Below are 22512 nucleotides of genomic sequence, written 5' to 3'. Positions count from 1 at the left end.
CGTCGGGAGCGTTCCTGCCCCGTTGCCATTTGTCCGCGCTCAGGCGGAACGAATCTGTTGAATGTTGCGGTGGAGTTCGTCCGCCATCGATACGATCTCCCGGTCGCCGCGTCCATCGAGGACGATCGTCGCGAGCCGCTCGTATGTTTCGCGGCGTGCCTCGAAGAGCTCGTGCCACCGTGCAATGGGATCCGGCTGGAGCATCGGCCGTGTGGTGTTCCCCTCGATACGAGGCCGCACGGTTTCATCATCCACCAGCACATACACCACGGTATGCGCGTCCAGGAGCTCCTGCACACGCGCAGTCATGGGGGCGCCGCCACCGATGGAGATTACGGAGTTCTGATGGTCCGGGGAGCGAAGAAGCATTTCGATGGTATCGGCTTCTATATCTCGAAAATACTTCTCGCCGTATTCGACGAACAGTTCCGCGATGACGCCGTGGCGCTCAACGATCAGTTGGTCGACATCCACGAATCCGTAGCCGAAGAATTTAGATAGGTGCAGGGCTAGGAAGGATTTGCCTGCGGCCATCGGCCCGATCAGAATCACAGGTCCTTGTTGTCCGGAGCTCATGAGTCCCATCCTTCGATGTTCGGGGCGAAATCCAGTTCTTCGGGAATCGATGCGAGGTAAGCATCGACGTTTCGTCGTGTCTCCGCGATCGAATCGCCGCCGAACTTCTCGGTGTAGGCATCCGCCAGAACCAGGGCCACCATTGCCTCGGCCACAACGCCTGCGGCCGGCACCGCACATACATCCGACCGCTGGTGATGGGCCGTGGTCGCTTCTCCGGAGGACGTGTCCACGGTTTTCAGTGCCCGGGGCACCGTCGCGATGGGTTTCATCCCGGCGCGCACTCGAAGGGCGTCTCCGATGCTCATGCCACCTTCAATTCCGCCGGCGCGATTCGACGCGCGCTGAACTCGACCTTGCTCGTCCTGGGTGATTTCGTCATGGGCTTCCGTCCCGCGGCGGGCGGCCGTCAAGAAACCGTCCCCCACTTCGACACCCTTGATCGCCTGGATCCCCATGAGGGCACCGGCCAAGCGGGAGTCGAGGCGGCGATCCCAGTGGACGTATGAGCCCAAGCCCGGTACCAGTCCGTAGGCAAGAACCTCCACGACGCCACCGAGCGTCTCGCCGTCCTTGTGCGCGGCGTCCACCTCGGCGACCATCGCTTCGGAGGTGGACGCGTCGAAGCACCGAAGAGGATCGGCGTCGAGCGCGCCGACGTCGCGAGGCACCGGCCGTGGGGCGTCCTCCGGGGCAGAAACCGACCCGATAGCCGTGGTGTGGCTGACCAGCCCGGCGCCCAAAGATTTGAGAATCTGGGAGGCGACCACACCGAGTGCTACTCGTGTCGCGGTCTCTCGCGCGCTGGCGCGTTCCAGGACGGGACGGGCCTCTGAAAAACCGTATTTCTGCATTCCCGTGAAATCCGCGTGACCGGGGCGGGGGCGCGTCAACGGAGCGTTGCGAGCCCGCCCCTCGAGCACCTCCGTATCCACGGGATCTGAGGACATCACGTCGGTCCACTTCGGCCACTCCGTATTGGCGATTTCGATCGCCACGGGGCCGCCCTGGGTCAGCCCGTGCCGGACGCCTCCCAGGATCCTGACGCGGTCCTCTTCGAATTTCATGCGGGCACCGCGACCGTATCCGAGGCGGCGCCGGGCCAGGGCACGGCGGATGTCCTCCGAGGTGAGCTCGACGCCCGCGGGAACGCCCTCAATGATTCCGACAAGAGCCTCTCCATGGGACTCTCCGGCGGTCAGCCAACGCAATGTCACGGTGTTACCTCATCTTTCGGTGATCGTCTGGGGCCCGGGCTCGGGGCCCCGGCGCAACGACGTCGTCGCGGCCCTTAGTTTCTGGGCCGAAGCATTTTGTCGTCGCAGACCAGGCGCGGCTCATCGGTCCGCGGTGTGAGGCCGAGAGCCTCGGCCATGACCGAGAGCACTGCCTCCTGGTTCGGCAAAGCTTCGAAAAGGCTCTGCCCGGTAAACAGTTTGATCTGGTCAACGGCTTGGTACAAGAGCATTTCACGTCCCGAGACCGGGGTGCCGCCGCAAGCGCTGATGGCCTGGGCAAGATCGGAAGGCCACGGATCGTAGGAGACGTCCAAGACCGCGGTCCGGCTGAGATCGCCTTGAATCGACTGGGCATACGTGTCGAAAGCTCGGGCTGGCAATGTGGAGACCACAAGGTCGAATCCGGAGAGACTGGTAGCAGCCTCGTCCAGAGGCTCGAAGCTCAGTTCCATGCCCAGCCGCCCGGCAACGTCGACGACGCGGCCTGCCCGAGCGGAATCCCGGACGAAGACCGTGCAACGTGCCGCTCCCAGTACGTGGAGAGCCGCGACCGCTGCGGTTGCGGTGCCACCGCCGCCGATGATCGCTGCCTCGGGTTCCTTGCTCGTGCACGCCCCGGTCCTCAGCAGCGCGTTGACGATGCCGGAGACATCGGTATTGTGCCCGACGACCTGACCATCCGCTCCACCAACGGGTGCCAGGGTGTTGATCACTCCGACCGTTTGTGCGAATTCGGTCAGCCGTCCGGCGAAGCGGCACGCCGCCGATTTCAACGGCATGGTCACGGAGAAACCGCGCCAATTGCCGTCCTGGAGTGCTGGCTCCACGACGTCGGCGAGGGTTTCTTCCTGGATATCGGCCGCGGTGTATTCGATATCGGAGCCGAGCACACGGTACGCGGCCCGGTGCATCACCGGCGACAAGCTGTGGCCTACCGGATGTCCCAGAACCGCGGCCCAGGGGGCGCCCGGGGTTTCGATCAGACGCATTTGCCCTCGTGCTCGGAGCACCAGTTGTCGTATTCCTCGACGTTCTTCTCGTGCTCTTCGTAGGTTTTCGCGAATTTCGTTTCACCGGTATCCAGGTCCACGGTCACCCAGTAGTAGTAATCGTTGTGGTCCGGGTGGGCCGCTGCCTTGATCGCCTGAGCGGCCGGGGAACCGATGGGGCCTACGGGCAGGCCCTTGTTCGCGAAGGTGTTGTATTTATTCGACGCATCCTGCTTCTGCTCGTTGCTGATCTGGTAGGTCTTCTCCCCCAGCCCGTAAGCAACGGTTGCGTCGGACTGAAGGAATCCCTGTGTCTCCCCGTCGACATTGTTGACACGGTTGTCGATGGCACCGGCCACGCCCTTGTAGTCCCGCGGCTTTGCTTCGAATTCTAGAATCGACGCGACCGTAACGGTGTGGAACACCTCGTCGTCTCCCTCGACCCCGGCGTCCTTGAGATCCTTCTTGGTCTTGTCGACCATTTCCTGGATGACGTCGTCGGCGGAGGCGTCCGCGGCAAAACGGTACTCACCGGGGTGCAGGAAGCCTTCCAACGAGTCGAATTGACTCGGTATGCCGAACTTGCCCGGGTCGTTGTCGAGAGTCTTGAATTTGTCGACGCTGATTCCCGTTCCCTTGGCCAACGCGTCGAATGTCTCATCCTTGCGCTGGTTCTGGTTGATCGCGACGTAATGTTTGGCGCTGCCGCTGCCGGTCAGCGAGTTCATCGCTGATTCGGAGCTCATGTGCTGCTGCAGTTCAAAGGTTCCGGGCTGAATGAATTTGCCGGAGCCTTTGTCCTCCATGACTTCGACGAACTTGTCCGCGTTCGCGATGACGTCTTTCTGCTCAAGTCTCTGCCCAACGGTTCCGTTGGTATCGCCCTCGCTCACGGTGATGCTGACGTTCTTCCCGTTGCCGTCGCCGCGGTAATCCTTCACCTCGAAAAGTCCGGTTTGCGGTCCAATGATGGCAAGCGATGCCACCAGAGCAATCACAAAGATGATCGTGGCCGAGACCAGAACTTGGCGGCGTCGTGCGTAACGCCTACGGATCTGGTCAGGAGTCAGACTCTCCTGCTCGATGCGGAGACCCTCGATGCCGGCGCGTCGCTCGGCTTCTGTCGGGGAGAAAAGCCCGTGAAAGGACTCATTGTCATCACCCGAAGACTCTCCACGGTTTTTTCGTGATGAATCTTCGCTCACGAAGGTTCTCCATTCTTTTCGACGTCATCGGGTAACGGCTCGGGAGACTCGCCGCGTGGCTCTGGGTTAACACAATATCCGGCGACAGACCGATCAGCTTTGAGCGCGTCGACCGCCTGTTGAAGAATATTAGCCGCTGCAACCTGGTCGACCATGGACTTGAAGTCCCGAGAGGACACGCCGGCCTCGTGGAGCGACCGATGGGCCGAGACTGTCGTGAGTCTTTCGTCCACCAACCACACTGGTATATCGCCTCTGCCCTCGTCGGCCAGCTCGGAGACGAGCCCCTCGGCATAGTCTTCCGCCATTTGCGTCGACGGGCTCGATCCACCACGCATGGTGCGTGGATGGCCTACGAATACTTCCGTAACATTATGCACGTCCATCAATTTTCTTAATACGCGGCGATCCGAATTGGTGTTGGCATTGCGCTTCAGTGTCTTCAGAGGCGTCGCAAGGATGCCGTCCGGGTCGCACAGAGCGAGGCCGACGCGGGCGTTGCCCACGTCGACCCCCATGCGCACTCCTCGTGTGAACACAGATTCCTTACTTGCCGGCCTGAGCAACCTGGCTTTTGACACTCGTGAAGGCCTCGTCGATCTTGGCCGTCTCCTGCCCGCCGCCCTGGGCGAGATCGTCCTTGCCTCCGCCACCGCCGCCGAGGACGCCGGCAGCGGTGCGGACAAGTGCACCGGCCTTGACACCCAGATCCCGTGCGGCCTGGTTGGTTGCAACAACCACCACGGGCCTGCCGTTATTGGTGCCTGCGACGACGACGGTGGCCGCGTCCTCGCCCAAACGTTGGCGCAGGTCGGTGGCCAGGTTCCGCACGTCGTCGGCGGCCAAATCCCCCGCATTGTGGGTCAGCAGACGGACGCCGCCGATGAGTTCAGCGGACTCGACCAAGCGCCCGGCTTCCGCCTGAAGCTTTTCCTTGCGCAGCTTTTCTAGTTCCTTCTCCGCAGACTTGAGGCGGTTCAGGGTCGAGTTAATTTTCTCGGGGAGGTCCGTGGAGTTCTGGACCTTCAACAGATCTGTCAGTTGGTTGACGAGCGTGCGCTCGGCGGCCAGATGGTTGAAGGAGTCCAAACCGACCAGGGCCTCGACGCGGCGGTTCCCGGAGCCCACGGACTGCTCCGAGAGCAACGAGAGGGAACCGATCTCCGCGGAGCTTGACACGTGGGTACCGCCGCACAACTCGCGGGAGAAGTCGCCGTTCATCTCGACAACTCGTACGACGTCGCCGTATTTCTCGCCGAACAGACCGATGGCCCCCATGGCTTTGGCCTCGTCGAGGGGCATCTCACGAGTGATGACCTCGTAATTGTCACGGATCGCGGTATTGGACAGGCCTTCAACCTCTTCGCGGACCGTGTCCGAGAGGGATTCGGTCCAGGCGAAGTCGAAGCGGAGGTAGCCCTCTTTGTTGAAGGAGCCTCGTTGAACGGCTTCCGGTCCGAGGACACGACGCAGTGCAGCGTGAACGACGTGGGTTCCGGAGTGGGCCTTTTCCGCGTCCTTGCGTCTCTGGACGTCCACCTGGGCCCTTGCCTCCGAGCCCGCGACAACCTCGCCCTCAATGACTTCGCCCTTATGAACGCTGAGACCGCGAACGGGCTGCTGAACATCGTGAACGCGGACGGAATAACCGTTTCCGCTAATGAGGCCCGTATCTGCGGCTTGGCCGCCGGCTTCTGCGTAGAAGGGGGTCTCGTCGAGCACGATCTCCACCGTTTCGCCCTTGGAGGCGGCAGGCACGGTCACGCCGTTCTGGAGGATTGCGCGAATGGTGCTTTCACCGCTGAGCTGGGTGTAACCGGTGAAAACGGAACCGCGCTCATCGACCAGTTGCCGGAAGGCGCCGAGGTCCGCGTGGGAGCCCTTCTTGGCCTTCGCATCGGCCTGGGCCCGGTGACGTTGCTCTTCCATGAGCGAACGAAATGCTTTCTCGTCCACGGCCACGCCGGCTTCGCTGGCCATTTCGAGGGTCAGGTCGATCGGGAAACCGTAGGTGTCGTGGAGAGCGAAAGCTTCTTCTCCGCTCACCGATCCCCCGCCGGTTTTGGCGTGCTGGACCGCTTCGTTCAGGCGTGTGGTGCCCGACTCGATCGTGTGAAGGAACGCCCGCTCTTCCGCGTAGGCGATGCGCGAGATCCGGTCGAAGTCGTCGGCGACCTCGGGGTAGGCGCCCTTCATCGCGTCCCGGGAGGCGGGGAACAGCACCGGCAGGCAGGGCTCGGTCACGCCGAGAAGGCGCATGGCCCGAATGGCTCGACGCAGCAAGCGCCGCAAGATGTACCCACGCCCCTCATTCGACGGCGTCACGCCGTCGGAGATCAGCATGAGTGACGATCGAATGTGGTCGGCGACGACGCGCAGGCGCACATCGTCTTCGTAGCCTTCGTCCGCGGAGGACTCGGAACCGAAGTATTTCTTTCCGGAGAGCTCGGATGCGGCGTCGAGAACCGGGCGGACCTGGTCTGTCTCATAGAAGTTCTCGACTCCTTGCAGCAGCATCGCGAGACGCTCGAGTCCCATACCGGTATCGATGTTCTTCTTCGGCAGCTCACCGAGGATTTCGAAGTCGTCTTTGCCGATGCCCTCGCCACGCTGGAACTGCATGAACACGAGGTTCCAGATTTCAATGTAGCGGTCGTCGTCGGCGGCGGGGCCGCCTTCTTTGCCGTAGGCCGGTCCGCGGTCGTAGAAGATCTCCGAGTCGGGGCCGGCCGGCCCGGGCTGGCCGGTTGACCAGTAGTTTTCCTGCATGTTCATGCGCTGGATGCGTTCTTCTGGGAAACCGACCTTGCGGGTCCAGATGTCGAAGGCCTCTTGGTCGCCTTCGTACACGGTCACCCAGAGGCGATCGGGATCCAGGCCGAATCCGCCCTCGGACTGCGGAGTGGTCAGCAGGGTGTAGGCGAAGGGAATCGCTTCGTCCTTGAAGTAGTCGCCGAAGGAGAAGTTGCCGGCCATCTGGAAGAACGTTCCGTGACGCGCGGTTTTGCCGACCTCATCGATATCGAGCGTACGGATGCATTTCTGCACAGAAGTCGCTCGGCTGTACGGTGCCTTTTCCCGTCCGAGAAAGTAGGGGATGAACGGGACCATGCCGGCGATCGTGAACATCGCTCCGGCTTCGTTCGAAACCAAGGAAGCAGAGGGGACCACAGTGTGTCCACGCTCTTCGAAGAATTCGATCCAGCGCTGCTTAATTTCCTGGGAGAGCATATCGGCTATAAGTCCTTCGTCCTGAGTGCCTGTTTGAGCGTTTTCTGTCCGTGGGCGCGGTTCTGTTGCGCGCTAACGGGAATTCTGGGGGTCGTTTCCGGAGTCGAGGAAAAAGTCCGGAGGAAGATCCGAGTCCCGAGCAGGGCTGCCCGACGCCTCGGGTGCGGAGTGCTCGATAACCTCTGAGGATCCTTGCTCTCCTGGCAGTGCCTCACCGCTTCGCGATTCCGCCTCTGCGGTTCGGGGCCGATCCCATGTGTCCAAGGAGCCCGGACGGATGTCCTTCTTCTGGTTCGCGTACTTTTCGGTGAGCTGTTCTTCTCGTTCAGCCATTCCTTGTTTCACGGTCGCCGCGAATTTCAAGGCCTTGAGCGCACCATTCCGTACGGGGGTCAAAGCGGGTGAAGACCAGATCTTGTCCACGGTTCCTTCGCCGCCGTCACGCTTGCTGACCTGCATGGGATCCCTCACCACTAGTTCTTGGGCGGTGTGAACGATCTGTCCGCCACGTTTTGACGCGACGTAACCGGCTGCGGCGCCGGCGAGCAACAGACCGGCTTTGGACAACCAGCTCATCGGTCTTCTCCTGGGGTCTGGTGGGCACCAGCGTGCCCTGTTTCTCCGGTGGGCGCCTGGCTGCTGCTGGCGGCGTCTTTGTCTTCTGCGGCCTCCCCACGGAAAGCCTTGCGGACTCCGTAGGAGAATGATGCCATCTTGATGAGCGGCTGGCCCACGGTCGAGGCGACGAGGCTCGAGAGCGCAGATACGTTGGCGGAGGCGTCCGAGACGTTGTCGGTGATGCCGTCCACTTTGGACAATTGTGAATTGGTTGTGGTCACTGTGCGTGTGACCTCGTCGATGAGGGGACCGGTTCCGGCGTTGATCTGCCGTACCGTCTCCCGGACTTCGTCGAAGACCTTGCCGAGCTTGATGATGGGCATCGCGAGCAGTGCCACAAGGATGGCAAATACTCCGGCCGCGATAAGCCCTGCGATTGCTCCGCCCGTCATGAATGCACCCGTCTCCTCTGATGGAATCGTCTGGTTCCCGGCTCCTGAGAGGGGCTTTCACCGGGACCTGTGCCAGTTTACGGCATGGGGGCCGTTAAAGCCGTGATGGCCCGGGCATATGCCCGGGCCATCAGAGCGAGGTGAGAAAACTTACACCATACGGGCGTAGTACTCGACCACGAGCTGTTCCTCGCAGGTCACGGGAACTTCGCTGCGCTTGGGCATACGCTCAAGCTTTGCGTGAAGCTTGTCGATCTCCACATTCAGGTACGCCGGAGTATCCGGAAGAACGTCCTGGTTGGCGCCGGTGGCGGCAATCTGGAACGGATCCATCTTCTCGGAACGGGGGTGAACGTGAATAAGCTGGCCTTCCTTCACGCGGAAGGACGGACGGTCCACGCGAACGCCGTCCACCATGATGTGGCGGTGAACGACCATCTGGCGTGCCTGGGAGATCGTGCGGGCGAAGCCTGCACGGAGAACCAGGGCATCCAGACGCGTCTCGAGCATCTGGACCAGGTTTTCACCGGTCTGACCCTCGACGCGCTTGGCCTCAGCGTATGCGCGACGCATCTGAGCCTCGCGGATGTTGTACTGCGCGCGAAGACGCTGCTTCTCGCGCAGACGAACGGCGTAGTCGGAGTCGGCCTTCTTGCGGGCACGGCCGTGCTGGCCGGGGCCGTAGGGACGACGCTCGAAGTACTTCTCGGCCTTCGGAGTCAGCGGGATTCCGAGAGCACGAGACTTGCGCACCAAGTTACGGGCGCGCTTGCTCTTAGTGGTAGTTGCCACGTTGTGCCTTTCATGCGGTTGATCGTCTGGCGCGGTGGCCCACGATCATTTGTTCTGGTGTAACTGGCCTCCATGATTCCGTGCACGGTTCGCACGGTGGAGAGCTTCGGGTCAGCCGCAACCCTCGCTACAACTACCCCGGTGATCACCCGCAGGTGCGTTTTGGGGAGCTTGCCAGCCAACGAGCCAGTCTAATCCCTCGACGTTCTCAAGGCCAGGAGGCAGCGAGACGGGTGCGTCACATGCGGTTGGTATGCAACGCACCCTATGCTGTGCCCTTCAATTCCGGATCACTGACCGCGCAGGACGAGGCGATAGTTACGCATCTTCGGACGTTCTCCGAAGATGCCCGTCCACCCCTTGGAGAACTCGAATTTAAGGTCGAAGCCGCAGGTGTGGACGCCATGATCAGTCCAGTTGAACTCCAGAGGAACGGTGACCATGGCTCCGGTCCAATCCAACTTGTCAGAATACTCCGAGTTCTCCCACTGAATGGTTTTGGACAAAGGGATCCCTTGCCTGACGCCCCAGGATCCGACTTGCCCGATCGTTGTACGGCCGGTGAATTTTTTCCAGCCCGCATTAGGCAGCACAATCGTAGGCCTGGGTATCCAGTATCCCGCTCCGCCGCCACCGTAGCTCTTGACCGACATCACCTGAGCATAGGGCCAGCATTCCGCCTGCACAGTAATGTTGAACTGGAGGTTCGCGGGCGCCCAGCGGCCAAAACTCGTGTTGTAGTTCCGAAGTCCATCGAAGGTGTCAAAGGCCTGCAGGATGCGGGCACAGTCGCCCGATCGGACTTCCTCAGGGGTCAAGCATCTGCCGCGAGAGGGTGGCGGGGACGACGAAGCTGCGAACGCGGGCACGGAGGCAGACATTGCCAGCACAGGAGCGGACCATGCTGCACCTTTCGCAAGGGTGCGGCGAGAAATATTCTGTTTGTTCTGTGTCATAGGTGCTTTGATATCGGTCGGAGACTATATCCGAAAGGGTTGTAGGGCATAGACTTGAGCCGGAAGACTCGCAGGAGAATATGACCCTGTCAATGCAGGATCACGTCCCCCGAAGGACAGGGACGGACCAAGCGGCGCCCGTGGTAAGTCTACGAGAGATGTTCTGAGTCATACTCTACTTTCTGGTCAGGCGGACTGGGTGTCCGGGAAATCAACTACGGCATAACCCTCGGCTTGTTCCGCAGTCAAGATCATGCGTCGGGCTACTGGAAAGTATATTACTAGAATTCAACTCTTTAGGCCTGCACTAAGAAAGGCTCGCAGAGCCTCCAGGGCAACCCTGATTGAGGAGATTTCTTAGTTGACTTGGAAATACTCTTTCGGGACGCGGGTATAAAATATTTTTTTCTTTCGGACGCGTTACTAAACCTTAGATCGCCCTCTCAGAAACCAGTTAGTGATGCTCTTAATTGGTTTAGCTAACTAACTGGACCGGAATCCACCCAGGATTCTTCGTATTATGCCTAGTCGTTGCCGTAATGGCTTTTCGGCGCCATACTCAGTGGGTCGATAGTATTCGACCCCCTTGAGCTCATCCGGCGCATATTGCTGTGGTGCCACGGCATGGGGTACATCATGGGGGTATACGTAACCTTTGCCGTGACCATGGCGTGTCGCGCCCGCGTAGTGAGCATCCCTCAAGTGCGGAGGCACCGCACCGGCTTTTCCTCCGCGAACATCCGCTATTGCCTCCGATATTCCGGTGATGACCGCGTTGGACTTCGGCGCGGTAGCCAGGTGGATCACCGCCTGGGCGAGGTTGATCCTCGCCTCGGGCAACCCGATGAGCTGGACCGCCTGGGCCGCGGCCACGGCCGTCTGGAGCGCAGTCGGATCCGCCATCCCGATGTCCTCGCTCGCGTGGACTACCAACCGCCGAGCGATGAAACGCGGGTCCTCCCCCGCTTCGATCATGCGGGCAAGGTAGTGGAGTGCGGCGTCGACGTCGGAACCTCTGATCGACTTGATGAAAGCCGAAATCACGTCGTAATGCTGGTCTCCGCCCTTGTCATAGCGCAGGGCCGCTTTGTCGAGGGCCTCTTCCGTATGCTTGTCCGTGATTTCAACAGGGGCTTCCTGGTCCTCGGATTCACCATAAGCGACGGCCGCCGCCGCCTCGAGGGCGGTCAGTGCCCGCCGGGCGTCTCCCCCGCACAACTCCACCACATGCTTGCGAGCCGCTTCAGAAAGGACGACTTGGTCGCGCAATCCGCGCTCGGCCGAGACCGCCCGGTCCAAGAGATCCCCGATGGCCTCGTCCTCCAGAGGCTTGAGGGTCACCAGTATTGAGCGGGACAACAGCGGAGAGATCACCGAAAAGGAAGGATTCTCGGTGGTCGCCGCGACCAGCACGACCCACCGGTTTTCGACGCCCGGCAACAGTGCATCCTGCTGAGCCTTGGTGAACCGGTGGATCTCGTCGAGGAACAGGACGGTGGTGATTCCCCGGATGTCGCGATCGTTCAAGGCCTGATCCATGACCGCACGAACGTCCTTGACGCCCGCGGTCACAGCGGAGAGTTCAACGAATTTGCGGGACGAACCTCTCGCGATCACGTGCGCGATCGTCGTTTTCCCCGTCCCTGGAGGCCCCCACAATATGACGGACGAGGGTCCCGCCGGGCCGGCGTCCTCCCCTGCCAGAACCCGCAAGGGTGACCCGGGCTTGAGGGCATGCTGTTGACCGACTATTTCATCCACCGAGCGCGGCCGCATCCGGACGGCCAGAGGGCTCTTGGGACCGGCAGAACGACCGCGTGCTGGCTCGTTCGGCGAAGAATCGTCGGGACTGTCGAATAGTGATTGCGTCACAGACTCAGCCTATCGGAGCGAGGTTGAGCCGGAATCAGAGAAGGTCCTCACTGTCCAAAATCACGGTAAATGGGCCGTCGTTGACGAGTTCTACCTTCATATCCGCTCCGAATCGGCCGGTCTCAACCCTCGCGCCCAATTCCCGAAGGGCCGAGACATACTGATTGAAAAGCGGTTCGGATACGGCCCCTGGGGCCGCCTTGGACCACGACGGACGCCGCCCCTTCCTGACATCACCGTAGAGAGTGAATTGGCTGACCGCGAGAACCGGAGCCGCCTCGTCGGCGCAAGATTTCTCACCGTCCAGAAGCCTGAGGTTCCAAGTCTTCTCCGCGAGCTTGGCGATTTCGGCGTCTCCGTCGTGGTGAGTGATTCCGACGAGGGCGAGGAGACCAGGCTCTTGGATTCCTCCCACGACCTCATCTGAAACCGTGACACTCGCGCGTTCGACTCTCTGCAGAATTATTCGCATGCGGCCAGTTTAGACAAGGGGCTGAAATTCTCTGGCGTCGATCTCACTGGCCCGGCGAAAGACGACTTCTTGCTCTCGTGTCAGTATCCAAACAGAGTCGGGATGGCGATGGACCCGGCTCCGAAAGCCAGGACGACCGCAGCCAAACACAGCAAGAGTAAGTCATATTCCGGCCCACCGGACGATGCCCAGTACGTGCTGTGCCATTTGAAAACATGCATGCTCGTCGTGATCATCATCAGCAAGATCACTCCGATTCCGGCCCACTGCGCCAGAACACCGGTCGTGAAGGATAGCGCCGCGGCGAGTTCGGCAACGGTGACGAACCACGCCGCCGGAACATTGAGACCATCATTTTTCGCAAAGCCGCGGACGTCCTTGGCCTTCACCCAGAACTCACGAAAAAACGCCACGGCGAGCACGGCACGTACCAGCAAAAGAACAACCGCTGCGATGAGCGGTGGAACAGTCATCATCCTCATTCATCCCTTCTGCAGCGAGGACCGCTCGTGAACGAACACCGGTACCTCACTTCCCTAGCCACATCGAAGATGCTGTGCTCGAGGACGCTAGAGAAGAACAACTCTAGCAAGCTCTGATAAGCCCCGGTAGGTATCCCCGCGAAGGCCCCTCTGCGATGAGCCCGCATCAGCGCCCCCTTTAAAAGGGCGTCAAGGCACGAACGCTCAGATCGCGGTGAGACGGCGGGCCGCTGCCAGGCCTTCGCTCGTCGCGCGTACGGCATCCACGGCGCGCGCCTCTCGTGCCCCGCCGACCACTTCGAAGGGAACGCCCGTGGCCTCGAGCCGTGCTGAGAGCGGATCAGAGGATTCCTGGCCCGCGCAGACGACCACGGTGTTAGCGGGGATCCGTTCGGTCTTCCCCTCGCGGGAAATCTCGACGGCATCGTGCGTGATGCCCACGTAGTCGAGGTCATTGAGCATGGAGACCCCGGCATCACGGAGTACTCCGACGTTGACCCATCGGGTCGTCTTGCCTGTCCCCTGGCCGAAGCGTCCAGAACGTCGCATGAGGGTCACCTGCTGGCCTGGTCTGGGAGCAGGCCGTGGGGTCCCCCGTCGCTCGGCGAGAGCGCTCGTGGGGGCAAGAACCGTCGGCTCGACCTCGAATCGCTGCGCGAAACCGACCCACCGCCAAGCGGGATACTCGGTCTCCACCAGGGAGGCAGCCACATCCACGCCGATACCGCCTCCGCCGATGATCGCCACAGGACCAGGGGCGACTCCGTCACGCAAGGCCTTCTCATAACCGATGACATGGGCCTGGTCGGCGCCGGGCAGATCGATACCGCGAGGCCTGACGCCGGTTGCGAGCACGACGCCGTCGAAACCGGCGAGCTCGCCCGCATCCGGGGCATGATCGAGCTCGAGACGAACGCCTGCCCGCTTGAGCCGCTCCTCGGCCGCCGCGACCATGACCCCGTAATCCTCCTTGCCGGGAACCCGGGCGGCAAGCTTGAACTGACCGCCCAGTGCGGGGGAACTCTCGAAGACAGTTACACGATGACCCCGGAGAACCAGGTCCTCGGCCGCGGCCAGCCCGGCCGGGCCACCGCCTACCACAGCCATGGAACGGGGCTCGGGCGAGGGCTCCAGCGGGAAGCTGGATTCCTGCCCCGCCCGCGGATTGACCAGGCAGGATACGGGGGTAAAAGACATCGAACGGTCAATGCAGGCCTGATTGCACCCAATGCAGCGGTTGACCAGGCTGGCGTTTCCGGCCAAGGAACGGGCCATCAGGTCCGCATCCGCGAGGAAAGGCCGGGCCATCGCCACGGCATCGACGCGACCACGGGCCAGAATCTCTTCGGCTTCGGTCAGATCCACGATGCGGTTGGAGGCGATGAAAGGCCGATCCGGATGAACGGCATGAACGACGTCGGCGACGCGCTCACCATACGCGACCCAAGCACCGTGAGGAATCGAGGACTGTACGGTCGGGACCCGGGACTCGTGCCACCCCACCCCCATGCTCAGCGCATCGGCTCCCTCATCCGCCAATGCCAGGGCGAAGGCATCGACCTCCTCGGGAACCGTGGAGCCCGGCATCAGGTCCTCAACGGAGAGCCGGACGATCACAGGTATGTCCGAGCCTACGGCCTCCCGCACGGCCCGCAAGACTGCAAGTGGAAAGCGCATTCGGGCCCCGGCATCTCCACCCCAGGCATCTTCTCGGACGTTGGTCAGCGGGGAGAGAAATTGATTGAGCAGGTACCCCTCGGAGGCCATGATTTCCACGGCATCGAAGCCAGCAGCTCGGGCCGCTGCGGCCGCTGCGGCAAAATCGTCAATCGTAGAGCGTATCCCGGCCTCGTCGAGCTCCGTGGGAACGATGCCGCGCGCCGCACCCCACGGGATCGGTGACGGCGCGACGGCCCAGTCGCCGACCGCGTAGCGACCGGCGTGGAAGAGCTGGGCGGCAATCAGCCCATTCTCGGCGTGTACGGCTTTGACGGCCTCCGCGAGGCTCGCGATCACGGCCGGATCGGTGAGCACTACGTAGTCCTCGCCACCGGATCCGGCCTGGTTGACTGCGAGTCCGCCCGTGACCATCAGACCTGCCCCGCCCCGGGCACGCTCTGCGTAGAACGCGCCCAGGGCGGTTGCATCGTGCTCGCGGCCCGTGTGCATGGAGCCCATTACAATGCGATGCGGAAGCCGCAGGTTCCCGACGGCGAGGGGTGTTGCGATGCGAGGAAAAGGAGTGCTCACTCCTGCCCGAACACCGCCTCGCGCAAGGGTTCCTTGGTGTCGGCCCAGTAGGGCGGGGCGATCACGGACAGTCCACCGTCGACGTTAAGCACCTGGCCCGTGATGTATCCGGCCTGCTCCGAAAGCAAGAACAGCGCCGCTTGGGCCATGTCCTCAGCGGTGGCCGGACGGCCCAGCGGCAACTTCTCCACCACGGAGTCGATGTCTGCCATGCCCGGGACCTTGTTGTAGAAGAAGTCCAGGGAATCCGTGTCGATCAGGCCGCCGTTGACGGCGTTGACAGTGATATTGCGCGGACCGAACTCGACGGCCATGTAACGCATGTACTGCTCGCCCATGGCCTTGGCGGCTCCGAGGGCCGCATACGTCGGGAAGGCTGAATGCGATCCGTAGCTGGACATGTAGACGATCTTTCCGCCGTCACGCATGCGTTCGGCGGCGCGCTGCGCCCCGAGCACGAAACTGCGGACGTTCATCGCGTAGCTTCGGTCCAGATGGTGAACTTTCAGGTCTTTGACCGGTTTGAATGCAGAGGCCGCGGCATTGGCTACGAACGCATCCACATGGTCATAAGCGGCATCCACTGCCGCGAAGAGCTCGTCGACGCCCTCGGGGGACTCGACGTCGGCCTGGACCGTGATCCCGCCACCGCCCGCTTCACGCACGGCCGCAAGAGACTCCTCAGCGAGTTCGGAATTGGCCTTGTAGTTGATGACCAGATGGGCACCCTGCGAACCTAGCCGCTGGGCCAACAACCTGCCGATTCCTCGGCTGGCCCCGGTAATGACGATGACGCGAGGAGATTCGCTCACCACTGTCCTCCTTCGGTAGAGACGGTTCCCGAGAGAACGCCTCGGGAGATTACCTGCTTCTGAATCTCGTTGGTTCCCTCTTCGAAACGCTGGGCACGGGCATCCCGGTAGACGCGTTCGATGGGGTTCTTCTTCCAGTATCCGCGGCCGCCATGAACCTGCAGGGCATTGTCGGTCACGAAAGTGAGCATATCCACGGCGGTGAGTTTCGCAGCGGAAGAGAGCTCGCCGGCGTCCGGAGCGCCAACCTCGTAGGCACGAGCCGCCTGCATCACCAGCGCTTTGGCCGCGGCAAGGCGCGCATAGTTCTCAGAGAGCATGAACTGAATCGCCTGGCGCTTGGCCAACGGCTTCCCGAAGGTCACACGCTCGTTCGCGTATTCGATGGCGAGTTCCTGGGCACGTTCGGCCAGCCCGACGCAACTCATGGCCACTCCGACCCGGCTGGGGGTCAGGAATCCGCCGAGGGCGATCTCGAGACCTTGTCCCTCCGCGCCGAGGCGATAGCGGGCCGGGAAACGTGTCTCCTCGAAGCGCAGGGTCGCGTGATCGGTTCCGCGCACACCCATCGTCTCGGAGTCGTCAATGACCTCCGCGCCGGGCAGATGATTGGGCATCGTGAAGCTCACGAGTCCGTCCTTGCCGGAGGTTCCCTCCAGGCGTGCGGTGATCAGCAGGTAATCGGCTTTCACCCCGAAGGTGATCAGATGCTTTTCACCATTCATCACGTATTCGTCGCCTTCGCGGCGAACCGTCGTGCCGATATCGGCTCCCGATCCGCGGTCATGCTCGGTCAGGGTGAAGGCCACGCGCTTGTCTGCCTTGACCGCGGGAATGAGGACCTCATCCCGCAGCTCCGGGGAGGCGTAAGGAGCCATCGCCCGCCACGTCCCGTTGTTCACGTGCACGAGCATTCGAATGGATGCGTGGGACTTGGAAATCACTTCCAGAACCTGAAGGTAATCGGAGAAGGACATCCCGGCCCCACCGAGTTCCTGCGGGGCCGCGAGGGACAGCCATCCACGCTCGCGAAGTTCGGTCACCAGCTCATCCGGTACCGTGCCGGTGTCCTCGATGCGTTCGGCCCATTCCTCGCCGGGTCCGGCGACCCAAGCTCGCACCTCGTCCAGGAACTCGCCAAGGTTCAGGGTGTTGTTATCGACCATGCTGATATCAGCTCTCTTTCCGGCCATCGCGGCCGTCGGCGGCGAGGGCCGCTGCGGCCTCGCGCAAAACGTTCTTCTGAATCTTCCCCGAGGCGTTGCGCGGCATTTCGTCGATATGCTCGACGCGCTCGGGCCAGTAGTACTTCGACACGCCAGCACCGGAGAGGTACTCCTGAATGCCGGACAGGTCGAGGGTCCGGTCCTTCTGGGCGTCAACCAGGTAAGCACAACCGCGTTCACCGAGCCGCGGATCCGGCATCGCCACTAGGGCGACGTCGGCCACCAAAGGGTGCCGGAAGAGCAGGTTCTCGATCTCGCTGACCGGAATCTTCTCCCCTCCGCGGTTGATGATGTCTTTGACACGGCCAGTGACCTTGAGATAACCGTTCTCGTCGATGACGGCGAGATCGCCCGTCCGGTAGAAGTCATCGTCCGTGAAGACCTCCGCGGTGAGGTCCGAACGCTCGAGATAGCCGCCGAACAGGGTCGGCGAGGCAAACTCGAAGTTTCCCTCGACGCCCGCGGGAACCTCGTGCCCCTCATCGTCGACGATGCGCAGGGTGATCCCCGGAAGGGCCCGTCCGTCGGTACCCCATATGCTCTCCGGGACATCGGCGGGGCCCGACAACGTGGCCAGGCAGGTCTCCGTGGTGCCAAAGGCCCCGAGCACGGAGGTCTCGAGAACCTTCGTAGCCCGCTGGGCCAGTTCGCGCGGAACCGCAGCCCCCGTAGCAACAAAGGTCGTCAGGCTCTCGGGCGCTTCCCTCTGTCCGGACTCCACGAGCCCGACGAGGTCCATCAGGAACGGGGTCGCGGCCTGGACGAAGGATACCTTAGCCTGCTCGAAGGCCTGATCCAGGGCCTTCTCTCCTGACCAGATCGGCTGGATCACCTGGGCGACGCCAAGCCGGAAGGCCAATAACATCCCATACAGGAAACCGGTCTGGTGAGCCAGCGGGCTCGGCACGAAGATCCGATCCTCCGAGCCCAGACCCGAGCGGGCAACGTGCATGGAAGTGGCCTGGCCCAAAGTACGATACGGATGCTGAACACCCTTGGGCTCGCCCGTGGTACCGGAGGTGAACAGCAACTGGCAGATGTCCTCCTCGCTGGGCATTCGGTCGGCAATGGTTCCCCGATCCGGAGTTACCGAAGCCAGAGCCCGGTCGTAATAGCGCCAGGTCCAGTCGGAAGCGTTCCAACGAGCTGCCGCCTCCTCTGGAATGGGCGACAGACCCTTGATCCCCTCGCCGCCGCGGGCCGCGGACTGAACGACCACAATGTTCTCCAGCGCGAGCTTGCGGCCGGTGGCCTCGGCCTCGTCGGCCACGGCCAAGAGTTCGAGAGCGGCGCGGCGGCCGCGGAACAGGTCGGGCAGGAAGAGGATCTTGGCCTTCGAGCGGACCAAGGTCATGCAGACTTCCCGCGGGCCGAAGACCGGCATGATCGGTGTGACGACTGCCCCGATCTGCATCGCCCCCAGTGACACGGCGACGAACTCGCGCCAGTTGGGCAGTTGCACTGCGATGGCGTCGCCGCGGACCGTGCCCAATTCGATGAGCATCTGCGAGATCCGGTCGGCTTCCTCCTGAAGCTCGGCCCAGCTCGTGGTGGAGGCGGCCTCGGCCGCGGCAACCTCGATCACCGCAGCCTCCTCGGGGCTCCGCTCCGCGCGTTCTCGCACCAGACGAGGGAATACAGCGTCCTCGTGGGGCACGGCCTCCTCCGGATGCCGGGGAGCAGACTCGAGTGCGGGTTCGGTGCCGCGCGCGGGTTCAGAATGCTTCTCCCGACGCGGGTCCGAGCCCACTCCGATGCTCAGACCGATGCTCTCCATCGCGTCGAGAAACTCCGGATATGAGGTCCGATACGCATGGGGATAGGTCAGGCTGGTGACCCCCTGACACCTCGTAGCGGCCACGGCCAGGGCCATGAGCACACGATGGTCGTTAAAGCTCGACAGCGCGGCTCCGGTTCCCCTTCCATTCTCGATGCCGGTGATGTGCAGGGCGGTAGCTTCCTGCTCAGCGTGCCCGCCCAGTCGGTTGACCTGGAGCATCGCTGCAACCCGGTCTGATTCCTTGAGGCGAGCATGGCCAACGTTGCGCAGATGGCTCGTGCCATCGGCAAAGCAGGCAAGAGCCGAAAGAACGGGGACCAGGTCAGGGAAGGTCGTCGCGTCGAGATCGAAGGGCTGGAGGGTCAGGCCATCATGGTGGATACGCACCCATCCGGTCTCCGGATCCCTGGTCAGAGGAACCCCCATCTCGGTGACGATGTCGAGGAACTCGGCCTCCGGGTGATCCGCCTCGGCGGAGGTTGCTGTAGTGAGTCCTTCGAGCAGGACGTCGGCCGGGTGCAACGCAGCAGCCGCGATCCCGAAAGCCGCCGATCCAATATCCGCCGGAATCGTGTAGTCCCGAGCCTTCGGGGTCTGCCCCGCAGGGATTCGGTAAGTCAGCTCGTCCTCGCTGACCTCGACGTCCAGACCCCAATGGCGCATCAGGCGCAAGGTCAGATCCACGTAGGATCCCTCGTTGAGCTTGCCGCCGGTCACGTGAATCGTCGTGTCCGTCTCCGCGAAAGGAGCCAGGAGCAATAGGCCTGAGATCCACTGAGAGAGGGTCCCGGCGATCTCGACGTCGCCCCCTCGGGGACGACCGGGCTGGACGGTGATCGGCGGGCAGTCATCCTCGGATGAGAGCTCAACGCCCATTTGCTGGAGAGAGTCGAGGAGGGCCTTGATCGGCCGTCGCCGGAAATACTTCATGCCCGTCAGGGTTATCGGGCTATCGGCCAAGCAAGCCAAGCCAGTGAGGAAGTACAGGGTGGTACCAGAAGCCCCGACATCGAGCAGACCTTCACCACCGTCCGATCCACGCTCTCGAATCGGTACGCTACGGAAACGACCACCCGTCCCGGTGACGATATACGCGTCTTTCGTGACGGTGATTCCTACTCCGAGGGCCCGCAAACATGCGATAGTCCATTCGGCCTGCCTGGTGTGCGAGACACCGTGCAGGATACTGACGCCATCGGCTAGCCCGGCCAGAACCAGCGCGCGATGCACATGGTACTTGGACACTGGAATGCTCAGAGTGCCGGTGACGGATCCTTGATGTTCTGTGGAATTCAACTGCACGTATTCGACGTTAGCACTGTGTCCGGGCCCATCCGTGAACCAGGAAACAAATCAGCACCGATCCAAGGTGGACGAGTGCTTGTCCGTCAGCTCGCGACCGCCGAAATATCCGGTTGCACGGCGTAGTCCAAGTCGAATACGAATCCCTGAGCCAGAATGTTTTCACCGTAGCGCCGCACCAGCCCGGACCTTCTGCGGCTCGCTATTCCGATGACTAGGCACGCAATACATACCGAGGCTCCGAGTTACTTTGGCAACGAATTCAAATCAACGTAACGGGCCCTCATCGACCTCTCACGCAAGCACCCAGGAATATCAAGGGGAAATGCAACTCCACCTTCGAATCCAGCAACAGTCCAGCCAGTTATTTCCCGGACTTTTTGGACCAGTCCAAAACCGGATCCGGGCTGAAAGTTTCTTTTCCAGAAGGTGCTCTTGTATGGCTTTTGAATATTTCCACGATATTGCGGACGACATCAAGAACGCGATTACTCAACGGCCGAACAACGTCGCGCCAATAAGACACCTTGATTATTCACTCTACTTTCTTGTCGATTGTAAAACATATGAATTAAGCCTTGGATATAATCGAATACTTTAGGGCGAACATTTCTTCGTGATCATCTTAATTCCAACTCATCCGGCCTATCATTTGAAACAGGTCCATTCGGTATGAAGAATGTCGCGATGACGCCCAGAACCAGGAATGCTGCCGCGAGGTAGGAACCGAGGGCGAGTCCGTGGGTCATGGCATCGTGGGCAGCATCGGCGATGGAAGCAGTGGACGGATTCTGGGCCAACGGCGCAATCGCTGCTCCGCCGCTGTCTGTGACTGCACTGGAGAATTTGTCCCCCTCTTGAGAGGACATGCCGGCGTCAACCAGGGTAGCTTTCAGCTTCGCGCTAATGGCGGAGAAGAACACGGTTGTGAGGGCGGCGATGCCCAGAGCTGAGCCAAGTTGACGGAACGTACTCTGGATCGCCGAGCTTTGTCCCCCTTCTTGTTCGGGGACATCGGCGAGCACTACGTTGGTGACTTGAGCGGTCGCAAAGCCGACACCGGCCCCGTAAATGAACAATACGAATGCAATCAGCCACCAGGGCGAATCGGTGGTTGCAGCGACGGTGCCAAGGCCGGCCAGCCCAATGATTTCTACGATAAGGCCGATTCGCACGAATGCCAGAGCCGAAATTCTGTGTGCAAGAGGAAAGGTCACGCCACTGGCAACGAAGCTTCCGATGGCGATTGGGACGAGCGCGAGTCCGGCCTGGAGCGACGAGTAGTCGAGGGTGAACTGCAGCCAGAGGGGCATGACAGCAATGATTCCGTATTCCCCCAGGCCAATGATCACGGTTGCGATATTGCCGTTACGAAATGAAGCGATCGAAAACAGCCTGACGTCCATGAGGGGTTTGTCATTGTGGCCGCCGCGACTGAGGACGACTTGTCGCCATACGAACGCCGCCATGACAACTGCACCCACGAGCAGAGCGACGAATGCTGGTGAAAGCCCATTGTCCCAGGTGAGTCCGAAGAGTGAAAATTCGTGCTGGCTCGTCATCCAGCCATAGACGCGACCCTCGATTATTCCGAAGGCAAGCAGTCCCAGCCCTGCGACCGACAGCAGAGCGCCCATGCCATCCACGCGGCCCGATGTGTGCGGGGAACGACTGATGAAAACTAGGGAGAGCAGGAGAATCAGGACCGTCAGCGGAATATTGATGCCAAAAGCCCACCGCCAGGACGCATGCTCGGACAGCCACCCACCGAGGACCGGCCCAAGAGCGGTGGCTGCACCGATCGTTGCGCCCCATACGGCAAACGCTTGGCCGCGAGCCTTACCGGTGAACATGTAGTTGAGCAAAGATAACGTCGTCGGCAGAATCAAGGCCGCGCCAACGCCCTGCAAGAACCGAGCGAGTATGAGAATTTCGCCAGTTGGGGCTATGGCTGCGAGCAGGCTCGTGACGCCAAAGGCGATCACACCGGTGACAAATATGAACCGCGCCCCTCGCAGGTCAGCGATACGTCCGACGACGAGCAGCAGAGCGGCGAACACGATGGCGTAGGACTCTTGGACCCATTGGGCCTGCGACGAATCAATCCCCAGATCCTCAATCATTGGGGGGATGACCACGTTGACGACCGTGGTATCCACGACGATCAATGCGACCCCCAGGGCCAGGGCTATCAGGCCCAACCAACGCCGAGCCGTTGCCGATACTGCCGCCATCAAAACCTCCACATATATTTACACGCCCAAATAGTTTCATAGTGAAACTATTTGGTGCGATGATATCTTGTCAAATGAGGTCCTC

General features: G+C 61.6%; 18 protein-coding genes. All 18 read right to left on the bottom strand.

Translation table 11 applies throughout. The annotated features are described in order from the left end of the window. Positions 1 to 39 precede the first annotated feature (39 nt). The 18 genes from EWR20_RS05260 to EWR20_RS05175 all read right to left on the bottom strand — a co-directional run bounded on the left by EWR20_RS05260 (position 40) and on the right by EWR20_RS05175 (position 22427). Complete coding sequence (locus EWR20_RS05260) at positions 40 to 576, bottom strand: shikimate kinase (protein WP_238147598.1); 537 nt, start codon at positions 574 to 576, stop codon at positions 40 to 42. Then, a complete protein-coding gene (aroC, locus tag EWR20_RS05255; RefSeq protein WP_129359595.1) occupies positions 573 to 1793 on the bottom strand; it encodes a chorismate synthase in 1221 nt (406 codons plus the stop codon). Before aroC ends, EWR20_RS05260 begins: the two co-directional genes overlap by 4 nt. 74 nt (positions 1794 to 1867) lie before the next feature. Beyond that, on the bottom strand, positions 1868 to 2824 hold the full coding sequence (locus EWR20_RS05250) for a shikimate dehydrogenase (RefSeq protein WP_238147597.1): 957 nt from the start codon (positions 2822 to 2824) through the stop codon (positions 1868 to 1870). Then, on the bottom strand, positions 2794 to 4008 hold the full coding sequence (mltG, locus tag EWR20_RS05245) for an endolytic transglycosylase MltG (RefSeq protein ID WP_129359594.1): 1215 nt from the start codon (positions 4006 to 4008) through the stop codon (positions 2794 to 2796). The genes EWR20_RS05250 and mltG overlap by 31 nt, the downstream gene beginning before the upstream one ends. Continuing rightward, complete coding sequence (ruvX, locus tag EWR20_RS05240) at positions 4005 to 4526, bottom strand: Holliday junction resolvase RuvX (RefSeq protein ID WP_129359593.1); 522 nt, start codon at positions 4524 to 4526, stop codon at positions 4005 to 4007. The genes mltG and ruvX overlap by 4 nt, the downstream gene beginning before the upstream one ends. Before the next feature lie 28 nt (positions 4527 to 4554). Continuing rightward, positions 4555 to 7239 (bottom strand): alanine--tRNA ligase, encoded by a 2685-nt coding sequence (gene alaS / locus EWR20_RS05235; protein WP_129359592.1) that lies wholly within the window; start codon positions 7237 to 7239, stop codon positions 4555 to 4557. A 72-nt stretch (positions 7240 to 7311) separates the two neighbouring features. Then, positions 7312 to 7815 (bottom strand): hypothetical protein, encoded by a 504-nt coding sequence (locus EWR20_RS05230; RefSeq protein ID WP_129359591.1) that lies wholly within the window; start codon positions 7813 to 7815, stop codon positions 7312 to 7314. Continuing rightward, positions 7812 to 8249, bottom strand: a complete 438-nt coding sequence (locus tag EWR20_RS05225; RefSeq protein ID WP_129359590.1) for a DUF948 domain-containing protein — start codon at positions 8247 to 8249, stop codon at positions 7812 to 7814. Before EWR20_RS05225 ends, EWR20_RS05230 begins: the two co-directional genes overlap by 4 nt. Before the next feature lie 150 nt (positions 8250 to 8399). Further along, positions 8400 to 9041 carry a 30S ribosomal protein S4 gene (gene rpsD / locus EWR20_RS05220; RefSeq protein WP_129359589.1) on the bottom strand — a complete coding sequence of 214 codons (642 nt, stop codon included), beginning with the start codon at positions 9039 to 9041 and terminating at the stop codon, positions 8400 to 8402. A gap of 290 nt (positions 9042 to 9331) precedes the next feature. After that, the gene (locus EWR20_RS05215) at positions 9332 to 9997 is read right to left on the bottom strand and encodes a hypothetical protein (RefSeq protein WP_129359588.1); all 666 of its coding nucleotides are present in this window, start codon (positions 9995 to 9997) and stop codon (positions 9332 to 9334) included. A 483-nt stretch (positions 9998 to 10480) separates the two neighbouring features. Continuing rightward, positions 10481 to 11869: a replication-associated recombination protein A gene (locus EWR20_RS05210; RefSeq protein WP_238147596.1), complete on the bottom strand. Its 1389-nt coding sequence runs from the start codon at positions 11867 to 11869 to the stop codon at positions 10481 to 10483. Between the two features lie 34 nt (positions 11870 to 11903). Beyond that, complete coding sequence (gene dtd, locus EWR20_RS05205) at positions 11904 to 12341, bottom strand: D-aminoacyl-tRNA deacylase (protein ID WP_129359587.1); 438 nt, start codon at positions 12339 to 12341, stop codon at positions 11904 to 11906. Between the two features lie 80 nt (positions 12342 to 12421). Beyond that, positions 12422 to 12817: a DoxX family membrane protein gene (locus EWR20_RS05200; protein WP_129359586.1), complete on the bottom strand. Its 396-nt coding sequence runs from the start codon at positions 12815 to 12817 to the stop codon at positions 12422 to 12424. 210 nt (positions 12818 to 13027) lie between these two features. Then, on the bottom strand, positions 13028 to 15073 hold the full coding sequence (locus EWR20_RS05195; RefSeq protein ID WP_202864785.1) for an oxidoreductase: 2046 nt from the start codon (positions 15071 to 15073) through the stop codon (positions 13028 to 13030). Then, the gene (locus tag EWR20_RS05190; protein WP_202864784.1) at positions 15070 to 15885 is read right to left on the bottom strand and encodes an SDR family oxidoreductase; all 816 of its coding nucleotides are present in this window, start codon (positions 15883 to 15885) and stop codon (positions 15070 to 15072) included. Before EWR20_RS05190 ends, EWR20_RS05195 begins: the two co-directional genes overlap by 4 nt. Next, complete coding sequence (locus tag EWR20_RS05185) at positions 15882 to 17051, bottom strand: acyl-CoA dehydrogenase family protein (protein WP_129359584.1); 1170 nt, start codon at positions 17049 to 17051, stop codon at positions 15882 to 15884. Before EWR20_RS05185 ends, EWR20_RS05190 begins: the two co-directional genes overlap by 4 nt. A 7-nt stretch (positions 17052 to 17058) precedes the next feature. Beyond that, on the bottom strand, positions 17059 to 20187 hold the full coding sequence (gene aroA, locus EWR20_RS05180) for a 3-phosphoshikimate 1-carboxyvinyltransferase (protein ID WP_202864783.1): 3129 nt from the start codon (positions 20185 to 20187) through the stop codon (positions 17059 to 17061). 626 nt (positions 20188 to 20813) lie between these two features. Then, entirely contained in the window at positions 20814 to 22427 is a 1614-nt protein-coding gene (locus tag EWR20_RS05175; RefSeq protein WP_129359582.1) for a DHA2 family efflux MFS transporter permease subunit, read from the bottom strand. Between the last annotated feature and the right edge of the window lie 85 nt (positions 22428 to 22512).

The organism is Rothia uropygioeca, from assembly GCF_004136585.1.
Classification (GTDB): Bacteria; Actinomycetota; Actinomycetes; order Actinomycetales; family Micrococcaceae; genus Rothia.
Note: the sequence above shows the minus strand (reverse complement) of the source record. Positions and strands in the feature narration are given on the sequence as shown.